Annotated in this window: 21 protein-coding genes; 1 reads left to right on the top strand and 20 read right to left on the bottom strand. The window is 59.3% G+C overall.

All coding sequences use genetic code 11. The features are described from left to right. Nucleotides 1–33 precede the first annotated feature (33 nt). Nucleotides 34–1,503: a phospholipase D family protein gene (locus tag ACFL9S_RS03880; RefSeq protein WP_405260370.1), complete on the bottom strand. Its 1,470-nt coding sequence runs from the start codon at nt 1,501–1,503 to the stop codon at nt 34–36. A gap of 130 nt (nt 1,504–1,633) precedes the next feature. Between ACFL9S_RS03880 and ACFL9S_RS03875 the strand changes: the two genes are divergently transcribed. Further along, a complete protein-coding gene (locus ACFL9S_RS03875; RefSeq protein WP_405260356.1) occupies nt 1,634–2,785 on the top strand; it encodes a beta-glucosidase in 1,152 nt (383 codons plus the stop codon). A 490-nt stretch (nt 2,786–3,275) separates the two neighbouring features. On the opposite strand, the gene ACFL9S_RS03870 is transcribed toward ACFL9S_RS03875, so the two are convergent. The 19 genes from ACFL9S_RS03870 to ACFL9S_RS03780 all read right to left on the bottom strand — a co-directional run bounded on the left by ACFL9S_RS03870 (nt 3,276) and on the right by ACFL9S_RS03780 (nt 20,170). After that, the gene (locus tag ACFL9S_RS03870) at nt 3,276–4,502 is read right to left on the bottom strand and encodes a beta-ketoacyl-ACP synthase (RefSeq protein ID WP_405260355.1); all 1,227 of its coding nucleotides are present in this window, start codon (nt 4,500–4,502) and stop codon (nt 3,276–3,278) included. Continuing rightward, entirely contained in the window at nt 4,502–5,233 is a 732-nt protein-coding gene (locus ACFL9S_RS03865; protein WP_405260354.1) for a 3-ketoacyl-ACP reductase FabG2, read from the bottom strand. The genes ACFL9S_RS03870 and ACFL9S_RS03865 overlap by 1 nt, the downstream gene beginning before the upstream one ends. Further along, entirely contained in the window at nt 5,230–5,706 is a 477-nt protein-coding gene (locus ACFL9S_RS03860) for a 3-hydroxy-fatty acyl-ACP dehydratase (RefSeq protein WP_405260353.1), read from the bottom strand. Before ACFL9S_RS03860 ends, ACFL9S_RS03865 begins: the two co-directional genes overlap by 4 nt. Next, complete coding sequence (locus ACFL9S_RS03855; protein WP_405260369.1) at nt 5,706–6,857, bottom strand: beta-ketoacyl-[acyl-carrier-protein] synthase family protein; 1,152 nt, start codon at nt 6,855–6,857, stop codon at nt 5,706–5,708. The genes ACFL9S_RS03860 and ACFL9S_RS03855 overlap by 1 nt, the downstream gene beginning before the upstream one ends. Beyond that, nucleotides 6,857–7,423, bottom strand: a complete 567-nt coding sequence (locus ACFL9S_RS03850; protein ID WP_405260352.1) for a DUF3261 domain-containing protein — start codon at nt 7,421–7,423, stop codon at nt 6,857–6,859. Before ACFL9S_RS03850 ends, ACFL9S_RS03855 begins: the two co-directional genes overlap by 1 nt. After that, complete coding sequence (locus ACFL9S_RS03845) at nt 7,420–9,738, bottom strand: MMPL family transporter (protein ID WP_405260351.1); 2,319 nt, start codon at nt 9,736–9,738, stop codon at nt 7,420–7,422. Before ACFL9S_RS03845 ends, ACFL9S_RS03850 begins: the two co-directional genes overlap by 4 nt. Then, nucleotides 9,710–10,315 (bottom strand): outer membrane lipoprotein carrier protein LolA, encoded by a 606-nt coding sequence (locus ACFL9S_RS03840; protein WP_405260350.1) that lies wholly within the window; start codon nt 10,313–10,315, stop codon nt 9,710–9,712. Before ACFL9S_RS03840 ends, ACFL9S_RS03845 begins: the two co-directional genes overlap by 29 nt. After that, nucleotides 10,312–10,734 carry an acyl-CoA thioesterase gene (locus ACFL9S_RS03835; protein ID WP_405260349.1) on the bottom strand — a complete coding sequence of 141 codons (423 nt, stop codon included), beginning with the start codon at nt 10,732–10,734 and terminating at the stop codon, nt 10,312–10,314. Before ACFL9S_RS03835 ends, ACFL9S_RS03840 begins: the two co-directional genes overlap by 4 nt. Then, nucleotides 10,728–12,443: a glycosyltransferase gene (locus ACFL9S_RS03830; protein ID WP_405260348.1), complete on the bottom strand. Its 1,716-nt coding sequence runs from the start codon at nt 12,441–12,443 to the stop codon at nt 10,728–10,730. Before ACFL9S_RS03830 ends, ACFL9S_RS03835 begins: the two co-directional genes overlap by 7 nt. Then, complete coding sequence (locus tag ACFL9S_RS03825; protein ID WP_405260347.1) at nt 12,437–12,781, bottom strand: 3-hydroxyacyl-ACP dehydratase FabZ family protein; 345 nt, start codon at nt 12,779–12,781, stop codon at nt 12,437–12,439. Before ACFL9S_RS03825 ends, ACFL9S_RS03830 begins: the two co-directional genes overlap by 7 nt. Continuing rightward, nucleotides 12,768–14,132: an AMP-binding protein gene (locus tag ACFL9S_RS03820; protein WP_405260346.1), complete on the bottom strand. Its 1,365-nt coding sequence runs from the start codon at nt 14,130–14,132 to the stop codon at nt 12,768–12,770. The genes ACFL9S_RS03825 and ACFL9S_RS03820 overlap by 14 nt, the downstream gene beginning before the upstream one ends. Further along, nucleotides 14,096–14,647 (bottom strand): hypothetical protein, encoded by a 552-nt coding sequence (locus ACFL9S_RS03815; protein WP_405260345.1) that lies wholly within the window; start codon nt 14,645–14,647, stop codon nt 14,096–14,098. The genes ACFL9S_RS03820 and ACFL9S_RS03815 overlap by 37 nt, the downstream gene beginning before the upstream one ends. Before the next feature lie 29 nt (nt 14,648–14,676). After that, nucleotides 14,677–14,925: an acyl carrier protein gene (locus ACFL9S_RS03810; protein ID WP_133840948.1), complete on the bottom strand. Its 249-nt coding sequence runs from the start codon at nt 14,923–14,925 to the stop codon at nt 14,677–14,679. A gap of 22 nt (nt 14,926–14,947) precedes the next feature. Continuing rightward, nucleotides 14,948–15,217, bottom strand: coding sequence for a phosphopantetheine-binding protein (locus ACFL9S_RS03805; protein WP_405260344.1), 270 nt, complete (start codon nt 15,215–15,217; stop codon nt 14,948–14,950). 15 nt (nt 15,218–15,232) lie between these two features. After that, nucleotides 15,233–16,030, bottom strand: coding sequence for a lysophospholipid acyltransferase family protein (locus tag ACFL9S_RS03800; protein WP_405260343.1), 798 nt, complete (start codon nt 16,028–16,030; stop codon nt 15,233–15,235). Continuing rightward, complete coding sequence (locus ACFL9S_RS03795; protein ID WP_405260342.1) at nt 16,023–16,751, bottom strand: beta-ketoacyl synthase chain length factor; 729 nt, start codon at nt 16,749–16,751, stop codon at nt 16,023–16,025. Before ACFL9S_RS03795 ends, ACFL9S_RS03800 begins: the two co-directional genes overlap by 8 nt. A 270-nt stretch (nt 16,752–17,021) precedes the next feature. Beyond that, nucleotides 17,022–17,408 (bottom strand): hypothetical protein, encoded by a 387-nt coding sequence (locus tag ACFL9S_RS03790; RefSeq protein ID WP_405260341.1) that lies wholly within the window; start codon nt 17,406–17,408, stop codon nt 17,022–17,024. A gap of 291 nt (nt 17,409–17,699) precedes the next feature. After that, complete coding sequence (locus tag ACFL9S_RS03785; RefSeq protein WP_405260340.1) at nt 17,700–19,082, bottom strand: efflux transporter outer membrane subunit; 1,383 nt, start codon at nt 19,080–19,082, stop codon at nt 17,700–17,702. Beyond that, on the bottom strand, nt 19,079–20,170 hold the full coding sequence (locus tag ACFL9S_RS03780) for an HlyD family secretion protein (RefSeq protein ID WP_405260339.1): 1,092 nt from the start codon (nt 20,168–20,170) through the stop codon (nt 19,079–19,081). Before ACFL9S_RS03780 ends, ACFL9S_RS03785 begins: the two co-directional genes overlap by 4 nt. Nucleotides 20,171–20,204: the final 34 nt, after the last annotated feature.

Below are 20,204 nucleotides of genomic sequence, written 5' to 3'. Positions count from 1 at the left end.
CTGACTTTATGGGGATACCTCAGGGGGCGACCACTACAGCAACCATTCAATTGGCAAGCGCCATACCAGGCGCACCAGCAGGCGCTGCATCAGTCGCGTGCGCGGCTCATGCTTATGCACCACTTCATTGGCACCTTCCCCCGGATATTCCACCCAGTTAACCCGCCCCCATTTATCCAGACGTAGCGTCCAGGCGCGGTCGCGCATACTGCTGATAAAACGCTCATGAATGCGCGTTGCCAGCGCCTCATTTTCAATCACCAGCCCCATTTCGGTATTCAGCACGGCAGAGCGTGGGTCAAAGTTAAACGATCCAATAAATACTGTCTGGTTATCCACGCTGAACGTTTTCGCATGCAGGCTGGACCCCGAGTTCCCGGTCAGGCCGCGGTCGTGGCTCGGCTCACGTGTTTCGCTGTGCGGTTTCAGTTCGTATAAACGGATACCGTGGCGTAACAGCTTTTTACGCCATTTGGCATAGCCCGCGTGCACAACCGATACATCGTTGGCCGCCAGCGAATTGGTGAGAATAGAAATTTTCACCCCTTTACGCACCAGCGCCAGCAACTGCGCAACGCCGGTTCGCGTTGGCACAAAATAGGCAGAAATGATGTCGAGCTGCTGCTGCGGTTTACCAATCACCTCAAGCAGGCGCTGCGGCAGCAGCGTGCTGGTTCTGGCCCGCCCCAGCCCTTTACGCGGGTCGTCGCTTAACAGGCGGGTGTTCGCCCAGGTAAAGGGCAGCTTTCGATTGTCTAACTGGGTGACAAACGTCGACTCATCCACCTGGCGCAGATAGCGCGCCACCTGCGGACTGTCACGCCAGGCATCCGGCAGCGTTACCGCCGACGTCTCACCTTCTTCTTCCTCTACCACGTGGCGCAGCGGTGACACCGGCCGGCTCTGCCAGTAGCGATCGAAGTCCTGCGCCACCTCACCCACTACCGGACCGACAGCCAGTACATCGAGGTCGGAAAACAGCGGTTCATCACCCACGCCAAAATATTCATCGCCGATGTTGCGGCCACCCACGATAGTGGCGGCGTTATCCACGGTAAAACTTTTGTTGTGCATCCGGCGGTTCAGGCGGGCAAAGTCCGTCAGGTAGCCCAGCGCCCGCAGCGTGCGGAAGGTAAACGGGTTAAACAGGCGCACCTCAATCAGCGGGTGGCGGTTCAGTTCACTCAGCGTCCGGTCCAGCCCCTGGGTGTTATTGTCATCCAGCAGCAGACGCACTTTCACGCCGCGCTGGGCTGCCGCCAGCAAGGCGCTGAACAGCAGCCTGCCCGACAGATCGTTCTGCCAGATGTAATACTGAATATCCAGCGTCTTTTCCGCCAGGGTGATCAGCTGATAGCGCGCGGCGAAGGCATCCAGCCCTTCGGACAGCGGATAGACCCCACTGTGCAGGGGGTGCTGTGCGACCAGTGGCGTGATCGCCTGCGCCAGGCGTGTCGCGCCAGCCAGGTTGTCTGCCTGCGGCGGGTGAAGCGTGTCGGTCATCAGCGATCCTTGTGCGGCAATACGGTTATTCATCCGGTTAACTCTTATCCTGCCTGGCGTCTGTCGGCCAGGTAAACATATAGTCTAGACTTAGCCCATCGCCTGCGTTTTATTCCCTCTGGAGAACATTATGCATGATGGACGTTACCCGCCAGGTCTGTTTTCCAGCTTCTACCAGGGGAGCTTCGCCTGCTCCACTGCCTGCCGGACACCCGGTAAGCGCGCCGACCTGATGATCAGCAGCGGGCATGACACGCTGCTGGAGAAAGATTATGCCCTGTTAGCCAGCCATCAGATCCTGACGGCACGCGATGGCGCCCGCTGGTACTTAATTGAATCGCACCCCGGAGAATATCACTGGGAGAGCTTTTTGCCGCAGCTAAAAGCCGCTGAAAAGTACGGTATTGAAATGATCTGGGAGCTGGCCCATTTTGGCTGGCCGGACGGGCTGGATATCTGGCAGCCAGAATTTGTTGATCGTTTCAGCGCTTTTGCCCGCGCACTCGCCCGCCTGATGCGCGAAGAGGGCCACACCCGCCCGTTTATTACGCCGATGAATCAGATCTCATTCTGGTCATGGGCCGGGGCGGAAATCGCCTGGTTCAATCCTTTTGTTACCGGGCGTGGACGCGAACTGAAACGCCAGCTGGCCCGCGCCAGCATTGCCGCCATGCATGCCATGCGTGAAGAACTGCCCGGCGTGCGCTTTGTGCTCACCGACCCGCTGGTCAACGTCGCGGCATCCGGGTATTCCACCGCCGCCCGCTTACAGGCTCAGCAACAGCATCAGGCGCAATATGAAGTCTGGGACTGGCTGGCGGGAAGGCGCGAACCGGAACTGGGGGGAACGGAAGACCTGCTGGATATTATGGGGCTGACCTGGTACCCGGATAATCAGTGGTTCCATAACGGCGATCCGCTGGAACCACATCACCCGGATTATCGGCCACTCAATGTGTTGTTACAGGAAGTGTGGCAGCGCTATCAGCGCCCCCTGCTGATTGCCGAAACCGGTGCAGAAGCCGGGCAGGCTCAGACGTGGCTTAACCTCGTCAGTCAGGAAGGGGATTTAGCAGTGAAAGCCGGCGTGCAGTTGGAAGGGATTTCGCTCTATCCAGTGGTCGACTACCCGGCATGGGATGATGATCGTCGCTTACCTGCCGGGCTGTTTGGTCTGCCGGACGCGAACGGCAATCGCACCATTAACGAATCAATGGCGCTGATGCTACGTAGTCAGCAGATAAAACATCAGCAGGATCCGCTCAGGACATCCACAACGTGATGGCGAGGACAAAGATAATTAGTGTGAAAGAGGTGACAGCCAGGACCACAATGGCAAACTGCGCATCATCTAACGACACTCGGGGTTCTTTTTCAGACTCAGGTTTGGAACTGTTTTTCATGTTCAGCCACAGCGTACCGGCAAAACAATCCTGTTGGGGTGCCGGTAAAAAATGAAAGACGTCCTTTTCACCCAAAAAAATAAGCAACACTAACGAAAGTACACTATTCCACCCGGGCTTATAGCACCAAAAAGTGTCAAATACCTTCAAATAATCGCGCAGGATAATAGCACGACTTCCGGCCATATTAACGTAATAAATTGATTCATCACTGCTAAAAACGGAATAAGATAGACTCTTTTCTTCTTAAATCAGGCAAGTGCAGTGTTTCACAAACTGAACAGTCATATAAAAAAATTATCAATCTTAACTAATATTTTCAGGCGTGAATCACAGGAATGGCGTTGCCAGAGCAACGCCTTAGCAGGGTCAGGACCAGCGGCGGAAAATCAGGGAGGTGTTGATGCCACCGAAGGCAAAGTTGTTTGACTGAATGTAGTCCGTCTGCACTTCACGGGGCTGCTGCATGATGTAGTCCAGCGCGGCACAATCCTCAGCGGGTTGCGTGAGGTTCAGCGTCGGGGCGAACCAGCCTTCACGCATCATCTCAATGCTCATCCAGGCTTCCAGTGCGCCACAGGCGCCCAGCGTATGACCAAAATAACTTTTCAACGATGAAATCGGCGTACGGTCGCCAAAGACCGCCGCCGTGGCATGGCTCTCGGCCACATCGCCCCGGTCGGTCGCAGTGCCGTGGGCGCTGATATAGCCAATATCGTCGGCGGTCAGCCCCGCCGAGCGCAGTGCCCGCTCGATGCAGATTTGCATGGTTTCACGCTGCGGCTGGGTAATGTGCGCAGCATCACAGTTGGTATAAAAACCGACGATCTCCGCATAGATCGTCGCACCACGCGCCTCGGCGTGTTCCAGATCTTCCAGCACCAGTGTTCCGGCCCCTTCGCCAATCACCAGCCCATCACGTTGTGTATCGAACGGTGAAGGCGTGCTTTCCGGGCGGTCGTTGCGCTGGCTGGTGGCAAACAGCGTGTCAAACACCGCCGCCTCGGAAGGGCACAACTCCTCTGCCCCACCGGCAACCATCACCGTCTGATAACCGTGACGGATCGCTTCCCAGGCATAACCAATCGCCTGGCTGCCGGAGGTGCAGGCGCTGGAAGTGGGGATCACCCGCCCCCGCAGGCCAAAGAACAGTCCGGCATTCACCGCCGTGGTGTGCGGCATCATCTGCACATAGGTGGTGCCGGTAATGTTGTTAGTGTGCTTTTCCGTCAGCATGGTGGCAAATTCACTGACCGGCCCGGTACTGCCGGTTGAGGAGCCGTAAGCAATGCCGGTATCGCCGTTGGTCAGCACCGGGTGCCCCAGCAGCCCGGCCTGTTCCAGCGCCAGTTCGGTAGCACGGGTCGCCATCTGCGAGACGCGGCCCATCGAGCGGATGCGTTTACGGGTGTAGTGCTCCGGTAGCTTAAAATCATCCACCGGCGCCGCTAACAGGGTGTTCAGGCCGTCATAAACCTGCCACTCCGGCATCTTACGTACCGCATTGGTGCCCGCGCGCAAACGCGCAGACACCGCCTGCCAGTTTTCACCAAAGGCGGTCACGCCGCCCATTCCTGTTACCACCACACGGCGCATCAGAGCATCCCCCCGTTAATGGAAATCACCTGGCGAGTGACATATCCCGCGATATCAGACATCAGATAGCTGGCCAGCCCGGCCACTTCCTCTGCTTCGCCCATGCGTTTCATCGGGATCATCTTCAGGGCCTCATCCACTGCCACCGGCTCCATCTGGATCATGCCGGTATCAATCAGGCCCGGCGCGATGCAGTTAACGGTGATTTTGCGTTTCGCCAGCTCAATCGCCAGCGCCTTGGTCGCACCAATAATGCCCGCTTTGGCCGCACTGTAATTCACCTGTCCGCGATTGCCCATCATGCCGGAAACCGACGACAGGGTAATAATGCGCCCGCCTTTGCGCAGGCCGATCATCGGCATCACGCAAGGCTGGATCACGTTGTAAAAACTGTCGAGGTTGGTGTGGATCACCTGGTCCCAGTCGTCATCACTCAGGGCAGGAAATGCACCGTCACGGGTAATACCAGCATTGCTGACCACGCCATAATACGCGCCGTGCTGCTCGATATCCGCCTCAAGACGGGTACGGCACATCTCACGGTTGGCGATATCGAAGCCCAGCACGCGGCCCGCGCCTCCGGCGGTTTCAATCTGCTGCAGCGTGTCCCGTGCGCCCTGCTCATCGCTGTGAAAATGGACTGCCACGGTGAATCCATCGGCGGCCAGGCGCAGCGCAATCGCGCGGCCAATACCTTTACTGGCGCCGGTGACTAAAACAGAACGCGTCATTCCTGAATACCCTGTTGCATAAGTTGTTGAAGTTCCTGGTTATCCGGCTGATAGGTATTCAGTCGGCCACTGGCCCAGGTGTCGCCATCAAGGGTGATGACGCCGTCGAAACTGCCAATTTTTTCATCGCGCATCAGCAGGCTGACGCGAATATCCAGCACGCTGTCGGCCGGAAAGGCCGGTTGCTGGCAGCGGTAGCCGCGCCCGCCCAGTAACATGCCGGGACGCGGGGTTTGCTGATGCTGCTGGCGGCCATGCCAGCCTGACCAGACGCCTATCGTCTGGGCAATCATTTCCATGCCAAACCAGGCAGGCAATGCGCCCTGCGGGTTAAGAAACGGTGCCAGTGCGCCATCATGGCTGACCCGCACCCGACAATGGGCCTCTTCGTCACTGACCATCAGCACCTGCTCCACCAGCACCATTGGCGAGGCATGCGGCAGGTAATACGCGGCGGGTTGATACTCTGACATCACAGCGTTCCTAAAATCAGGCAGGCATTATTGCCGCCAAAAGCAAAAGAGTTACTCATGATCACCGGGCGTTCCAGCGGCGCGGGCGCCGTCAGCAAACAACAGTCTGGCAGGCTGCTATCCGGGGTGCTGGCGCTGAAATCCTGCGGTGGTAATGGCAGATGGCGGGTGAGGATCAGCCAGCACAGCGCGGCCTCAACAATGCCTGCGGCACCGAGCGTATGCCCGGTTAAGTGTTTGGTGGAACTGCATGGGATGCGGTCGCCAAACAGCGCACTGACCACCCCCGCTTCAATCTGGTCATTTAACCGCGTGGCCGTTCCGTGCAGATTAATATATCCCACCTGATCCGGAGTCAGCTTTGCCTGTTGCAGCGCCATAGTAATCGCGCGTTTGGCCCCTTCCCCTTCAGGATGCGGGGCCGACATATGCCAGGCATCGGACGATTCGCCATAACCCAGAATTGCCACGGGCTGCGGTTCGCGGGTCAGCAGCATCAGCGCCGCCCCTTCGCCAATAGTGATGCCATCACGCTGCTGGCTGAACGGCATGCAGCGTTGCGCCGATAACGACTCAAGGCTGTCAAATCCGTTGAGCGGCATACGGCTGAGCGTATCGGCACCGCCGACAATCGCCACATCCGCCAGTCCGGCATCAATCAGTCGCTGGCCGCTGATCAACGCCCGTGCGCTGGAGGAGCAGGCGGTCGACAGCGTGTAGGCCGGGCCGCTCAGTTGCAGGTAGTTCGCCAGGAAACGCGACGGATCGCCAAGCTCCTGCTGAAAATAGTGATATTCCCCGCTGTCACCGCTGATAAAACGATCGCCCTCATCCAGACCTGAGGTGCTGGTGCCAAGCACCACCGCCACGCGATCTGCGCCAAAGCGTGCGATCGCCGCCTGCACGTCCGTTTCAATCTGCGCCAGCGCGGCCAGCAGCAGCTGATTATTGCGGCTGTTATGCGCCGCCAGCCGGGACGGAACCGCAGGCAGCGGCGCATCCACCCGCCCTGTCCAGCAGGGTTTATCACCGATCAACCAGCCGCTGTCGGCACGCATCCCCGGTGCCGTGCCGCGCGCCAGGTTATCGGCGATGTCATCGGACGTTGCACCCAGCGCACTGAGCATACCCACCGCAGAAATAAACATCATCATCCGTCCAGATTCTGAATCAAGATATGGTAACCAAAGGCAAACTGCTGAACGCTGATCGGCACCCGCTGCGCACCGCGTTGCAGGTAGCGGATTTCGGTGATCAGTGTGCCACCCGCATCGCGCAGCTGACGGCGGTCGCCCTGGTCTGCCAGCGTCCAGCCCTCAGGCAGGCGCGGCAGCCATACGGCAACAGGCCAGTGGCTGAGCATAATATCGGCCAGCACCTGGCTGGCTGGCGGCATCTCCGGCAGAACCAGCGACTGCTCGGTGTGGATGCCGCTGGCATCATACGTTACGCGAAACAGACGGATGCCAAGCGATGACAGCCCGGCCAGCGTCAGCTGCTGACCATCGGCGCTCAGCAACACCAGCAGCGACTGCTGTTTGCCCTTGAAGCTGCCGGTGAGCAGCTGTTGCTGGCTGAACGCAGGGTCAATGGCCGGCGGCGGCAACGTCACGCGCACACCCGGTTTCAGCCAGGCCTGCGGCCGGGTGTCATCCGGTTTTCCGGCGCAGCCCGTGAGCAGCAACGCGGCGCAGAACAGCGCCAGAAGGCTTTTCATTTTTTTCTCCGTTTCACCGGCAGTGCCAGCGGTGACAGTAAGAACGCGGTAAAGATGCCGCTGCACAGCACAATGCCGAAACTGCTGATCGCCTGGGTACTGCTGAATACCAGCATCCCCAGCGTCAGCAAGGTGGTCGCCATCGCCAGCATGACCGCCAACAGAGAGGTTATCGGCGTACCGCGCGGATTGCTGAAGAACAGGGTGTAATTAATCCCGATGCCCAGCACCAGCACCAGCGCCAGCAGCGAAAACAGGTTGAGCGAGTGGCCGGATAACGCCAGCGCCGCCAGTCCACCGCCCAGTGACAGCACGGAAGGGATCACCGTCAGCAGCCCCTGACGCCAGCCAAGGCGCAGCACGTTGCTCAGGGCAATCGCCACCAGCGCGGCCGCCAGCAGCCAGCCGAGCAACGTGCGGTAGAAGGCAAACAGCGTATCGAAGGTCTGTTTACGGTCGATCCAGCTGACGCCCGGCAGGCTGTCGGCCAGCTGCGCCAGTGCGGCACGATCGCTCACACCGCTCAGCGGCACCAGTACGCCGCTGCGCCCGTCAGGCAGCGTCAGCCATAGCAGACGCCAGCCTTCGCTGTTCTGACTGTTGAGCCAGGTTTCCGGGGTCAGCGGCTGTGCGCTGAGATCGGGCGCCTTGACCGTTACGCCAGCCTCCTGCAACCGCGCGATCACCGTCGGGGCCGCCTGTTGCAAGCGTTGTAAATCCTGCTGCTGCTGCGCCAGCGAGGAGAGCGGCAGCAGGCGGTAACTGTTGAGCCATTGCTGACGGCGCGCATCGGCCAGTTTCGGTGCCAGCGCCTCCAGCCGTTGCAGGGTTTGCTGTGGATTATCGCCGGAAACCGCCATCCAGGTCTGGTCAGCACTCTGCCCGGTGAGCGCAGTGACCTGCCGCTCCACCGCCAGCAGGTGTTGCGGCAGCGCCTGTAACTGGGAAATATCATCATTAACGCGCAGCTGGCTGATCCCGGCCAGCGACAGCAGTGCCACCAGCAGCGGCAGGCCAATGCGCAGGCGGTTATTGCGCCGCCATGCGGCCAGCCAGCGCCCCATCAGCGCCATCAGCGGCACCGGACGCACAGGCAACCCTTTCACCAGCAGCGGATACCAGCAGATCACCGTCAGGCAGGAGGCGGTCAGACCAACGGCGGCGAACACCGCCAGCTGGCGGATCCCCGGGAACGGTGCAATCACCATAATCAGCCAGGCAATGGCGGTGGTGCCCAGCGCCAGCAGCAACGCACGCATCACCTTATGCAGGCTCTCCTGCGGCGTCATATCCGCGCCGTGGATCATCCGTTCCGTCAGATAATAGAGGGTGTAATCTGCCGAGATCCCGACAATGCTCAGGCTCATTACCAGCGTCATCAGGTGCAGCTCGCCGAAGCACAGCAGCGTGATCACCGTGCCTGCCAGTGCGCCAATTCCCACCGACAGCGCACACAGCAGCAGCGGGCGCGGCGAGCGAAACACCGTGAACACCAGCAGCAGCACGCCAACAATGGTCGCAACACCGAGCGTGGAGACATCATGCCGCGCCTGCTGGCTGGCATAATCGCTGAACCAGACGGTGCCGCGTGACAGCAGTTTTGCCTCCGGGTACTGCTGTTGCAGCTGCCGCTCAATATCCTGAAGCTGGCCGACCATCGCGTGGCTTTGCTGCATATCAAACGAGCTGCTGGCCAGTTCGCCATGAATAAAGTACCAGCGCTGCCCCTGCCGATCGCGGGTGGTCAGCCAGCCGTTGCTCAGCCCGAGCTGGCTGGCATTTTGTTGCATCAATAGCTGCGCACCACGCACCAGCATCAGCGGATCGTGATTCAGTTCCTGCCCGCTCACCCCGGCAAACGCGGAGTAGAGCTGCGCCAGCACCCAGTCAGCCTGGGCCGCACCGCCGTTTTCCAGACGTGCGCGCGTGGTGGCGTCGATCAGGCTGTTACGGTGCTGCCAGGCAAACTGTCCCCAGGCCTGCTGTTGCTGTGCATTCAGCGGCCCTTTTACCTGTTTGAGCCCGTCAAGCTGTTGCAGTTTCGTCAGCAACGTCTGCGCCACCGCCGGGTTATCCTGCTTCCCGGCGCTGACCAGCCACACCATCTGGCGGTCAAGACGCTGCATAAAGCCCTGTTGCAGGTCGGCCGGCATCGCGCCCATCGACTGCGCAGGCAACAGCGCCAGCACGCTGCTGTTAATCCGCGCCTGCGGCAGCAATGCCGCAAGCCCGGCCAGCAGCAACAGGCAGACGATCAGCCAGGCAGAGGCAATCTGACGCGGTCGGTTAGAAAACAAAACGCTGCTGCTCTTCATCGGTCAGCTGAGTCGGCGTCAGGCGCTGATTGCTGAGGGTAATATCCGTACGATCGCCCTGACGGTCATTGAGCTGAATACTGTCGAGATAAGCGCCACCCTGTAAGGTGATGTTGTTAAACAGTTTATCCAGCGGCGAGGTGGTGGGCGTCAGCACCAGGCGCCAGCGGTCCTGGCCGAGATCGTGAAAATCCAGGGCAAAGTTCTGCTCCAGCACTTTACGGTCGGCCTGGAACAGCGCGCGCAGCAGATGGTTAAACTGGAACATCTGCGGATTACTGTCAGCGGTGACAATCTCCGGCGGCTGGCCGTTCATCACCTGCACCATGCGCTTTTCATCCAGCACCAGCGTCAGCGGGAAAGGCTTCGCCTGCTGCCACCACAATCCTTTATCCTGGGCTATCAGCAGCTGTCCGCTGGATTTCAGCGGTTGCGCCATGCCTTTGATAGTACGCAGCTGACTGAAGTCAGCCCGCACCACCGGCTGGCTGGCAAAGCGCTGTTGCAATGCTTCCAGCGTCACGGCCTGCACGCTGAGGCTGGTGAGCATCAGCAGGGTGAAAAGCATTCTGATCATGGCGTGACTCCCAGACGGTCAAACAGGATCTGCGGCGAGACAAAGCTGATGCCGGTATCGCCTTCGGCCACCGCCACCTGAATGGTGTAACCGGTGGTGGTACGCTGGCCGCTCTCTGCATCAAAAATCTGATAGGCGATGCGCAGGCGGTTTTCCACCTCTTCGATGGTGGCACGCACGCGGATACGCTGCTCAAACGTCAGAGTACCGCGATATTTCACCCGGGTGTCGACCACTGGCCAGACATAGCCCGAGGCCTTCATCTCGCGGTAGCCGTAATTAAATTTACCCAGCAGTGCTTCGCGGGCAACCTCGAAATAACGGAAATAGTTGCCGTGCCAGACCACGCCCATGGCATCCACATCGTGGAACGGAACGGTCAATTCAACCTCAACAGAGAAACGCGCATCGTTTAACATCGGGATTCCTTCTCTTCATGTTCGGTCGGTGGGGTTTCCGGCAGTTGCCAGAAATCGAAAAAGTTAAACCAGTCGAGCGGTGACAGCAGCGCGTGGTATTCCAGCCGCTGCGCGTAACGATCCACCGCCTGCTGTAAGGCCTGCTGGCGCGTCGCGCGCGGCAGTTCCAGCCGATCGGCAAAGGGTTCGCAGTGCAGACGCAGCGTGCGGCCCTGGCGCAGGGCAAACATCAGCATCACCGGGCAGCGCAACGCCGCCGCCAGCACAAAAGGTCCCTGCGGGAAAGGAGCGGGTTTGCCAAGAAATTCGCTCCATATCACCCGACGCGTGCCGCCGCGCTGGCGATTGACGGCCGTGCGATCGCCGACAATCGCCACCCATTCTCCGGCATCGAGTTTCTGCTGCAGCATAATGGCGGTTTCCGGGCCGATATTGCTGACCGGGATCACATTCACGCTGGCTTGCGGGGCAATCTCGTCCAGTATCTGCTTAAAGCGCTGCGCGTGGTCGGTAAACACCAGCGCGTTAATTACCAGCCCGCTCACCTGCTGTGCCAGCGCACGACAGGCTTCAATATCGCCAAGATGCGAAGCGAGGATCAGTCGTCCTCCCGGCGGACCGTGATGAATAATCACTTCGGCGCCGGGGGCGAAATCAATCTCTTTACCCCAGCGGAGATCGCCGCGCCAGCTGGCAATTTTATCCAGCATCGCATCGCCAAAGCGCAGGAAGTGGCGGAAGCTGCTCAGCGGTTTGGGCAGTGTCATCTGCTGCGACTGCGCATATTCACGGATAGCGTTCAGCCACTGCACCGAAGCGCGGCGCTGATCGCCGCCGGTCAGCCAGTACACGGCGGTCACCGGCCACAGCAACAGCGTAAAAGCCCGGCGGCCGCAGCAGCGATACACCGCGAGCATAAAGCGTATGCCCCACAGCCCGCTGCGTTCCGGCGTGGCAGACCAGTGTCGCGAGGTTGGTCTGCGCCATAATAATGAGGGGATACGCGGCAGCATGCCGAAGAACAGCCGGGTGTGCATCCAGGAGATTCGCAGGTTATCGCGCAGCGCATCGAAGTGTGACAGGCCGTCCTGCGGATAGGTCACGCGGGTGGCAATGAAGTGCGAAGGCGTGCCCGCCCAGTAGAGGCGCACCATAATTTCCGTATCAAAATCCATACGCTGACCGATGGCGCGGCGCTGTGCCAGCGCCAGCGTCGGGACCAGCGGGTAAACGCGGAACCCGCACATGCTGTCTTTCAGGGAGAACGACAGGGTTTCCACCCAGACCCAGAAATGGGTGATATAGCGGCCATACAGCCGCGCCCTGGGCACCGAGTCGTCATACTGCGGCTGGCCTGAGATCAGCGCGTCAGGTGCTGCGCGTGCAGCGTCCAGCAGACGCGGGCAGTCTTCAATCTGATGCTGCCCGTCAGCATCCACCTGCACCGCATGCGTAAAGCCCTGACGGGCCATCTCCGCGAGTCCGGCCAGCACCGCCACGCCCTTGCCCTGATTGGGCGTCAGGCGGTGTAGCTGCACGCCCGGCCCCACCAGCGCATCAAGCTGACTGGCGGTGGCGGCATCGCTGCCATCATCGACAATCAGTACCGGCAGATGAAACGGGGCCAGGCGGGCCAGCACCGAGGCCATCATCATGCCGTGGTTATAACAGGGGATCACCACACAGGGACGGAATGTCTCATTTAACACAGGCGGATCTTCCCACTGCTGGCCGGGAACAGGCCCGCGTCGGTCACCCGCTGATACTGGAAACTCAGCCCTTTTTCGGGCTGCCAGTTCAGCTTCAGCTTCAGCGTCGCGCCCGGCAGGATTGGCTGCTGAAACTTAATATTCTCTACGGAGGCAAACTGCCGTCCAGGGGCCAGCAACGTCGTGCCATAGTGAATCACCCAGTCCAGCTGCGCCACACCGGGCAACAGCGGCTGCTCAGGAAAATGGCCCTGGAACCAGAACAGATCGGCATCGACGCGCAACAGCAGTTCCGCTTCGCCGCCCTGCTGTTGTACTGCAAGCTCAACGGGCAACATGAAATAACTCCTGTATCTGCGGCCAGGCACGTTTGCTCTGACTGTTATGCGGGATGACCTCAACCACCCGCCAGAAGCGGGGCATCGCCACCGGCTCAAGCCAGCGCTGCAGTTCATGACGCCACTGGCGTTTGAGTGCATGGAGATCGCTCTCTGGCGTGTTGAGTACCAGCACCACGCCAATGCCGCTGCGATCGCCGCGCACCACCTGGAGCGCGACCGCATCAGCCACCTCCGGCAGCGCCAGCAGCCGCCGCTCAATCTCGCTGAGCGACACGCGTTTATCTTCAATTTTCACAATGCGATCGTGGCGGCCACAGAGCTGAAAGCCCTGCGCACTGAACGCCAGCTTGTCATCCAGCATCAGCCCCTGCGGCTGTGGGATCAGCGCCGAACGCACCCACCAGTTTTGCTGTTCATCCTGGCGGAAGGTCACATCGCTGAACGGCTGCCACGCGGTGTCATCACGGGTACGGCAGCGACTGGCGATCGCGCTGGTTTCGGTACTGCCGTAGATCTCTTCGACCGGATACCCGGTCCACTCGGCCACCGCCTGCGCATCCTGCCAGGGCAGCACGCCCCCGGCCGACACCGTCAGGCAGCAGTCAGGGGCGACCAGGGAGAAATCGATGCGGCGCAGGAAGGCCGGACTGCTGATAAAGGCATAGCGCCCGGCGGGCTGCGCCACCAGCTGTTCACTGTAGCAGACCTGGTGGCTGTCAAACGGCAGCCCCAGTGCCATCGGCATCACAAGGCGGAAGCTCAACCCGTAGAGGTGCTGATGAGTCACCGACGCAATCAGGGTGCAGCCTTGCAGACGTTCGCCCCACAGCCGGTGCAACCAGCGCGCCTCTTCATCCAGGCTGGCAATGGGTTTACTCACCTGCCGTGGCGCGCCGGTGGAACCGGAAGTAAACAGGATAATGGCCGCATCAGATGCAACAGGGGGAAGCACTTCACCGGTTGCCCTGCCCGCCTCTTCGACCTGCCAGACCGGGCAGTCGAGGGTGAACGCCCGATCGCTGAGCACACCGTCAAATTCCGCGATCTGCTCCACCAGCAGTGCAGGCCGGCAGTGGCCGGGGATCAGCGGCGTTTTTCCTGCATGCAGCGCCGCCAGCAGCGCCACGCTAAACAGATAGCTGTTCTCAAAGCACAGCGCCCAGCGTTGCCCCGGGTGCGCCAGCAGACGCGCACCCAGTGCGGTGACCTGCTGCTGCCACTGCTGCCGGGTCCATTCACGTGTGCCGCTGCGTGCCACAATGCCCGGCACGGACGTTGTCAGCCAGTCGCCGATGGGCAGTACGCTGTCACTCACCGCGATGCCTTTATGCGCTGGCGCACACACCATTCGCCCGCCATCAACAGCCCGATTAACAGATAGCTGATTAGTCCGTTCCACCACGTCCACCAGAAAAGAGAAGTTTGCAGGCAGGTGATCAGCGCCACCCCGCCATTGATCAGAAAGAACAGGCACCAGACCTGCGTGACGCGCCGGGTGTACGCCACCGCGCGCGGCGGCAAGTCGGCTTCACGCAGGCGGGCGAGGCGTTCTACCAGCGGCATAGTGCTGAATAAGGAGCTGGCAAACAGCAGCAGCAGAATGGCGTTCACCGCCACCGGATACCACAGCAGCAGATGATGGTCGCGCAGCAGCATACTGGCCGTACACAGCCCCGCCCCGGCCACTGCCAGCCATTTGCCTGTCATCGCAAAGGCCCCCACCTGTCGACGCAGCCCCAGCCAGCGCAGCACAAACAACAGCGCCATCAGCGGCAGCAGCCAGTGGTATTCAGGGTGAGTGAGGCTGAACCAGACGAGAAATGGCCACAGCACCAGCAGCAGCCCGGTGAGCATACGTAACATCGGTTCGCTTTCCCTGCCGCCGTTAACGATCAGCCTTCACGCAGCAGTTGTTCCACCGCATCCACCACATCCTGCACGGTGCGTACTGATTTGAAGATCTCAGGTTTGATTTTACGGCCGATGCGCTTTTGCAAATGCACCACCATATCGACGGCATCAATGCTGTCCAGTTCAAGGTCTTCGTACAGACGCGATTCCGGTTTGATATCGTCCGCGTCCAGCTCAAACAATTTGACCAGCAGGCCTGTGATTTCCTGATAAATTTCGTTCTTATCCATTACGGTCTTCTCCTGGATACGATCAGGCCGTCAGCGCAGAACGCTGGGCATGGATAAACGCCGCCAGGGTGGCAACGGAGTAAAAGTGCTGACGCATCTCGTCACTTTCGGCAGAGAGCACTACGCCGTAACGGCTTTTCACCGCCAGGCCCAGCTCCAGTGCGTCGATAGAATCAAGGCCCAGTCCGTCGCCAAACAGCGCCGCATCGGTATCAATATCCATCACGCTCACCTCTTCCAGATTAAGCGTGTCGATGATCATCTGTTTAATTTCGAGCGATAACTCTTCCATACTGTTTCCGAATAATTATTGATGTTCTGGTGTTAATGCATCTTGCAAATAGTGAGTGAGGCGGCGCGCAGCGCGTGACTCCGGCTCCTCCTCCCCTGCCCAAAATGTGCTGCCGTCAATGCGCTGCTGCACGCGTACGGTGAACAGCGGTTTTTCTTCCGGGACCTGATACCAGCGGCTCTGCTTATCGAGCATACGCTGGGTGCAGACAATATGTACCAGACGCAGATCGCAACGGCAGCGCACCGCGATATTGGCAGCGCCGCGCTGGAGTTTGAGCGGTTCGCCGTAGCGGGTACGGGTGCCTTCCGGGAACAGGATAATCGCATCGCCCTGATCCAGGCGGCGCTGGCTGTCCGGCAGCAGCGTATCTCCCTGGCTGTTCACCAGATAATCCGCAGCGCGCACCACCCCGGAGAGGAAAAAGTTCTTCTGTAACCCGGCTTTCACCAGGCAATCGGCTTCCGGCATCACTGACGCCAGGAACACGTAATCCACCAGCGAAGGGTGGTTCGCCACGATCAGGCAACGTCGATCCTGCTGAAGCAGTTCAGCCCCTTCGATACGGTAGTCAAACACCCCAAGGGCGCGGCAGCAGCGCAGAAACAGACGGAAACAGCGCGAGATACTGCGTCGTGCCAGGCGGCGGCGCTGCTGGGGATCGCGTAACAACAGCAGCAGCAGGTTAAACCACACCAGCGACAGCATCAGCCCACCCAGGCCAAACAGCGTAAAGCACAGGCCGGTCATCAGAATGCGCCAGTAGCGACTCAGATAACGATAGGGTCGGGCGCGCAGGGAGAGATCAGTCATAGCGACACGTCCACTGCCAGTGCAAACGATCGCCCGGCACGTTGAACTGCGCCTGGCGCGCCAGCCAGCCGTGCAGGAACAGCAGGCTTTGCGGCAGCGCAGACGCACGCGGTGTAACATGCGGCTGGCTGACACAGTGGCAGGCATCACCCGGAGCCAGCAGCAGCGCCACCGCATAGGCGGAAAACAACGTCTGGTCAGGAATATGAGGGTGATAGAGGTCAGGAATGGTGCCTTCAAAATCGACCAGCAGCACATGCGGGTAACCCGCTGCATGTAATGCGGCCACTTCCACCATGCCCTGCTGAAAAGAGTCTGCCCCCGCCGACAGCGACGTCGAGACCAGCGGGGCTTCTGCCGCAATGGTCAGGCTGCCCACCGCCGCATTGTGTACCGACATGGCAAAGTCAGTCGGCGACAGATTCTGCTGTTTTTGCAGCGCAGTAAGAATGCGTAAATTACGCTCCAGCTCACCGTGGCGGCTGGTGAATACCAGCGCATCCACGCGTTGACGACGCAATACTGACAGCCCACAATCCACCGCCGCACGGCTGCCGCTGTTCAGACGCCGCGCAGTCATCATCGGCAGCTGGCTGCATTTAGCCAGTTGCTGGGTGCTGTCGATAGCGGGCGGCTGCATGGCCCAGTTTTTCCAGTGCGCAGGCTCATTCAGCCCAGGCGCGCTCGCCTGCCAGTCGAGGAGTGTAAAGGCTAAATTCATGCTGATTCTTCTTGCAGCGCGGGGACATTCTCCGCCCTGTATTCGAGTAATGTGATCATGCCCACAGCGGGATCGTCACTGCGGTTCATCGGTCCATTCAGCCGCACTCGCGCCGTATGGCTGATTCACAGCATAGCGTTTAGCACCGGGTGATGGCACTCGGAATTAACCGCATTTGCGATATAAAACGCTGTTAACATCTCAACACGTTTAATGGGTTGTCGGCCGGGGTGGCGGGATCTTTAATGCTAGTCGACCGACGCCAGACCATTAGGGTGTTGTTGAGGATGCCAGACGGAACTGGATATCCTTATCAAGATTATTGACCCAGCGATTATAACTTTTGTGAATTTCACCCGGCCCGGCCATCAGATTATTACTGCCGACATAATGGATAGCGTAGTGATTCGCGCCGTAGGTAATACGAATTTCCGCGCTGTGGTCGCGCTGCGTGATTTTACCGGTGATCACACCCGGCTGCTGGGGCTGCATCACCCAGTGACGCGCGCGCCCGGCTTCCAGAATGGCTGTTTGCAACTGATTGTCGCTGTAATGGCTATTCAGCGTTTGATCGATATTTTTGACTGGTTCAGTGCGCGCGCATCCTGCCAGCGCAAAGGCGCACAGCAGCATGGCGAAAAGACGTGGCTTTTTCATAGCATCCCTAAAAATAATCTATATTTTCCAGCTAGTTATTTGCACAAATAGCACCCAATACGGAGATCGATTCTTCCGCATGACTCAGACTATTAATTGTAAAGATTCGCATAATAGCATTCGTTGCTAAGCAATGAGAAGCCCTAAAGAGTTCTAAAAAATAAGGTTAATCTGTATTGATGACGGGTATGCAGGGTTCTCCTGACGGTGTGCTGGCGGGCAAATTGACTGACGGGGCAAGGTAAGGAAGCAGAGAGGAAACAGGGCCTGCATGCGCAGACCCATACTGATTTATGACGCCTGCCAGCCGCCGCCCAGCGCGCGGTAGAGATCAATCTGTGCCAGCAACAGGTTATTTTTGGCCTGTACCACACTGAGCTGGATGCTGAACAGCGTGCGCTGGGCATCCAGCTCATCCAGATACGAGGCGTAGCCGTTCTGATAGCGATTGCGCGCAATGCGCAGCGCCTCCTGCACCACCTTTTCCTGTGACTGTAACTCGGTGAGTTGCTCCTGATAGCGGGTTATGGCATCCAGATCGTTATTCACTTCAGCAAACGCACTGCGCACCACTTTTTCGTAGTTGTAGAGCGCCTGGTTACGCGTGGCCATAGAAACATCGACCTGCGCGGTCAGCGCTTCGCGGTTCAGCAACGGTGCCAACACGCTGCCACCAACGCTCCACAGGCGGAACGGATTCTCTACCAGTTCATGCAGGACTGAACTTTGCAGGGTTCCGCTGGCGGTGAGATTCAGTGAAGGCAGCAGGCTGGCGCGTGAAGACTGAAGTGACGCATCCATCGCCAGTAACTGGCGCTCGGCCTGTACGATATCCGGCCTGCGCTGCAACAGCTGAGACGGCATCACGGCAGGCAGCGTCTGCGGTGCAACGTGGTCAAAGTGGTTCTGGCGTGCAATCTGACGCGGGTTCATCCCGACCAGAATACTCAGGGCATTTTCCTGCTGCGCAATCTGGTGCTGCAACAGCGGGATTTGCGCTTTCGCCGTCTGATATTCTGACTGCGACTGCACCCACTCCAGCCGTGAGGTATAACCCGTTTCAAACTGGCGCTGCGCCAGCTTCAATGAGTTGGCGCGGCTGGCCAGCGTGGCTTCCGTTACCCGCAGCTGTTCGTCAAGCGACACCAGCGTCATATAGCCTGAGGCCACTGAGCTGGCAATGGTCAGTTCGGCGGCGCTGGCCGCCGCCTGCTGGGCTGCCAGTGACGCTTTTGCTGCATCAATGCTGCTGCTGCGCTCACCCCATAAATCCACGTTGTAGTTGGCCTGCAACAATCCCTGGAATACCGATGACTGAGAAGGCTGCCCCGTTACCGCTGACAGTGTGCGCGCCCGACTGGCAGCGACCCCGGCATCCAGCGTCGGGAAGTTATCCCCCTGCGCCCCACGCAGTTGTGCTCGGTATTGATCGACGCGCGAACGGGCGGTCAAAATATCCGGGTTGTTGCGCAGCGCCTGCTCCACCAGCTGATTCAATGACGTATCGTTAAACGCCCGCCACCAGCCCGCTTCCACTGCGGCACCCGGTCCAACCTGATTGCGCCACTGCATCGGGATGGGCAGCGCCGACGGAGCCTGCTCAACTTCCGTTGCACAGCCTGCCAGCGCGGCCGTCAGCATCATCATCATCAGGGTTTTCGGCGCGGGCATCATTTTTTCTCTCCATCCTGCGCGGCCGCAGTATCGATATTCACCTCAACCGACATACCCGGGCGCAGATGGGTCGCATTGTCGCTGGTGATCTTAATCCGCACCGGAATGCGCTGGGCAATTTTCACAAAGTTACCGGTGGCGTTATCCGGTGAAATCGCACTGAATTCCGATCCCGCAGCCGGGGAGATATATTCGACTTCACCGTTAAACTGTTCGCCGTCCAGCGCGTCGACGCTGAACGTCACTGGCAGCCCCGGACGGATACGCGCCATCTGGGTTTCTTTCATATTGGCGACCACCCACATCTGCTGAGGCACCAGCGAGGTCAACCGGGTTCCCGCGGTAACGTAAGCACCCTGCCGCACGGAGATTTGCCCTAATTGCCCGTCACGCGGGGCAATGATTTTGGTGTTATCAAGATCGATCTGCGCCAGTTCCAGCGCCGCCTGCGCGCTGGTGACATCCGCCTCCAGCGAGGCACGATTAACAATCACGGTTTGCAGATCCTGACGTGAGACTTCCAGCGTGGCCTGCGCCTGCTGCACATCCGCCAGCGTCTGGCTGTTGCTGGCGCGCGACGCATCACGTTCCCGCAGGGAGAGTGAACCATCAGAGACCAGATTTTCCACACGCTTCAGATCCAACCCGCCTTTTACCGCCTGGGCTTTGGCGTTTTGCAGTGCCGCCTCATTGCGTTTGATCACCGCTTCCGCACTGCGGCGCTGCTGAATATTGTTGGCCAGCGTAGCTTTTTTCATGTCCAGCTGCGCCATCGCCTGGTGCACACGCTGGCGATAGATACGGTCGTCAATGGTCATCATCAGGTCGCCCTGGTGGACCGGCTGGAAGTCCAGCACCTTAACCTCTGTGATATAGCCACTGACCTGCGGGCTGATAAAGGTCACCTGGCCGCGCACGTAGGCGTTTTCCGTTGACTGTGTCTGGCTGGTAAAAGGCGGTAGCTGCCAGGCGTAAAGGATCACCAGTACGCCGACCAGGGCAATCCCCGATCCCAGAGCAATCGATAAAATACGCAGCTTATTATTTCTCAGACGCTCAGTGAGCTGCTGCTGTTCCTGTTGACTCATGTTTTCCCCGTGTTCCACTTCTTCGTTCACCAGC

The organism is Erwinia sp. AnSW2-5, assembly GCF_045107195.1.
In the GTDB taxonomy this organism is placed as follows: domain Bacteria; phylum Pseudomonadota; class Gammaproteobacteria; order Enterobacterales; family Enterobacteriaceae; genus Erwinia.
Note: the sequence above shows the minus strand (reverse complement) of the source record. Positions and strands in the feature narration are given on the sequence as shown.

Bases quoted from the DNA above. Each gene is read 5' to 3' on its own strand.
- ACFL9S_RS03825 (WP_405260347.1), bottom strand. From the start codon at position 12,781: ATGTTGCCCGTTGAGCTTGCAGTACAACAGCAGGGCGGCGAAGCGGAA.
- ACFL9S_RS03880 (WP_405260370.1), bottom strand. From the start codon at position 1,503: ATGACCGACACGCTTCACCCGCCGCAGGCAGACAACCTGGCTGGCGCG.
- ACFL9S_RS03800 (WP_405260343.1), bottom strand. From the start codon at position 16,030: ATGACTGATCTCTCCCTGCGCGCCCGACCCTATCGTTATCTGAGTCGC.
- ACFL9S_RS03845 (WP_405260351.1), bottom strand. From the start codon at position 9,738: ATGAAGAGCAGCAGCGTTTTGTTTTCTAACCGACCGCGTCAGATTGCC.
- ACFL9S_RS03810 (WP_133840948.1), bottom strand. From the start codon at position 14,925: ATGGATAAGAACGAAATTTATCAGGAAATCACAGGCCTGCTGGTCAAA.
- ACFL9S_RS03875 (WP_405260356.1), top strand. From the start codon at position 1,634: ATGCATGATGGACGTTACCCGCCAGGTCTGTTTTCCAGCTTCTACCAG.
- ACFL9S_RS03785 (WP_405260340.1), bottom strand. From the start codon at position 19,082: ATGATGCCCGCGCCGAAAACCCTGATGATGATGATGCTGACGGCCGCG.
- ACFL9S_RS03840 (WP_405260350.1), bottom strand. From the start codon at position 10,315: ATGATCAGAATGCTTTTCACCCTGCTGATGCTCACCAGCCTCAGCGTG.
- ACFL9S_RS03795 (WP_405260342.1), bottom strand. From the start codon at position 16,751: ATGAATTTAGCCTTTACACTCCTCGACTGGCAGGCGAGCGCGCCTGGG.
- ACFL9S_RS03850 (WP_405260352.1), bottom strand. From the start codon at position 7,423: ATGAAAAGCCTTCTGGCGCTGTTCTGCGCCGCGTTGCTGCTCACGGGC.
- ACFL9S_RS03820 (WP_405260346.1), bottom strand. From the start codon at position 14,132: ATGGTGTGTGCGCCAGCGCATAAAGGCATCGCGGTGAGTGACAGCGTA.
- ACFL9S_RS03865 (WP_405260354.1), bottom strand. From the start codon at position 5,233: ATGACGCGTTCTGTTTTAGTCACCGGCGCCAGTAAAGGTATTGGCCGC.
- ACFL9S_RS03855 (WP_405260369.1), bottom strand. From the start codon at position 6,857: ATGATGTTTATTTCTGCGGTGGGTATGCTCAGTGCGCTGGGTGCAACG.
- ACFL9S_RS03780 (WP_405260339.1), bottom strand. From the start codon at position 20,170: ATGAGTCAACAGGAACAGCAGCAGCTCACTGAGCGTCTGAGAAATAAT.
- ACFL9S_RS03790 (WP_405260341.1), bottom strand. From the start codon at position 17,408: ATGAAAAAGCCACGTCTTTTCGCCATGCTGCTGTGCGCCTTTGCGCTG.
- ACFL9S_RS03815 (WP_405260345.1), bottom strand. From the start codon at position 14,647: ATGTTACGTATGCTCACCGGGCTGCTGCTGGTGCTGTGGCCATTTCTC.
- ACFL9S_RS03805 (WP_405260344.1), bottom strand. From the start codon at position 15,217: ATGGAAGAGTTATCGCTCGAAATTAAACAGATGATCATCGACACGCTT.
- ACFL9S_RS03870 (WP_405260355.1), bottom strand. From the start codon at position 4,502: ATGCGCCGTGTGGTGGTAACAGGAATGGGCGGCGTGACCGCCTTTGGT.
- ACFL9S_RS03860 (WP_405260353.1), bottom strand. From the start codon at position 5,706: ATGTCAGAGTATCAACCCGCCGCGTATTACCTGCCGCATGCCTCGCCA.
- ACFL9S_RS03835 (WP_405260349.1), bottom strand. From the start codon at position 10,734: ATGTTAAACGATGCGCGTTTCTCTGTTGAGGTTGAATTGACCGTTCCG.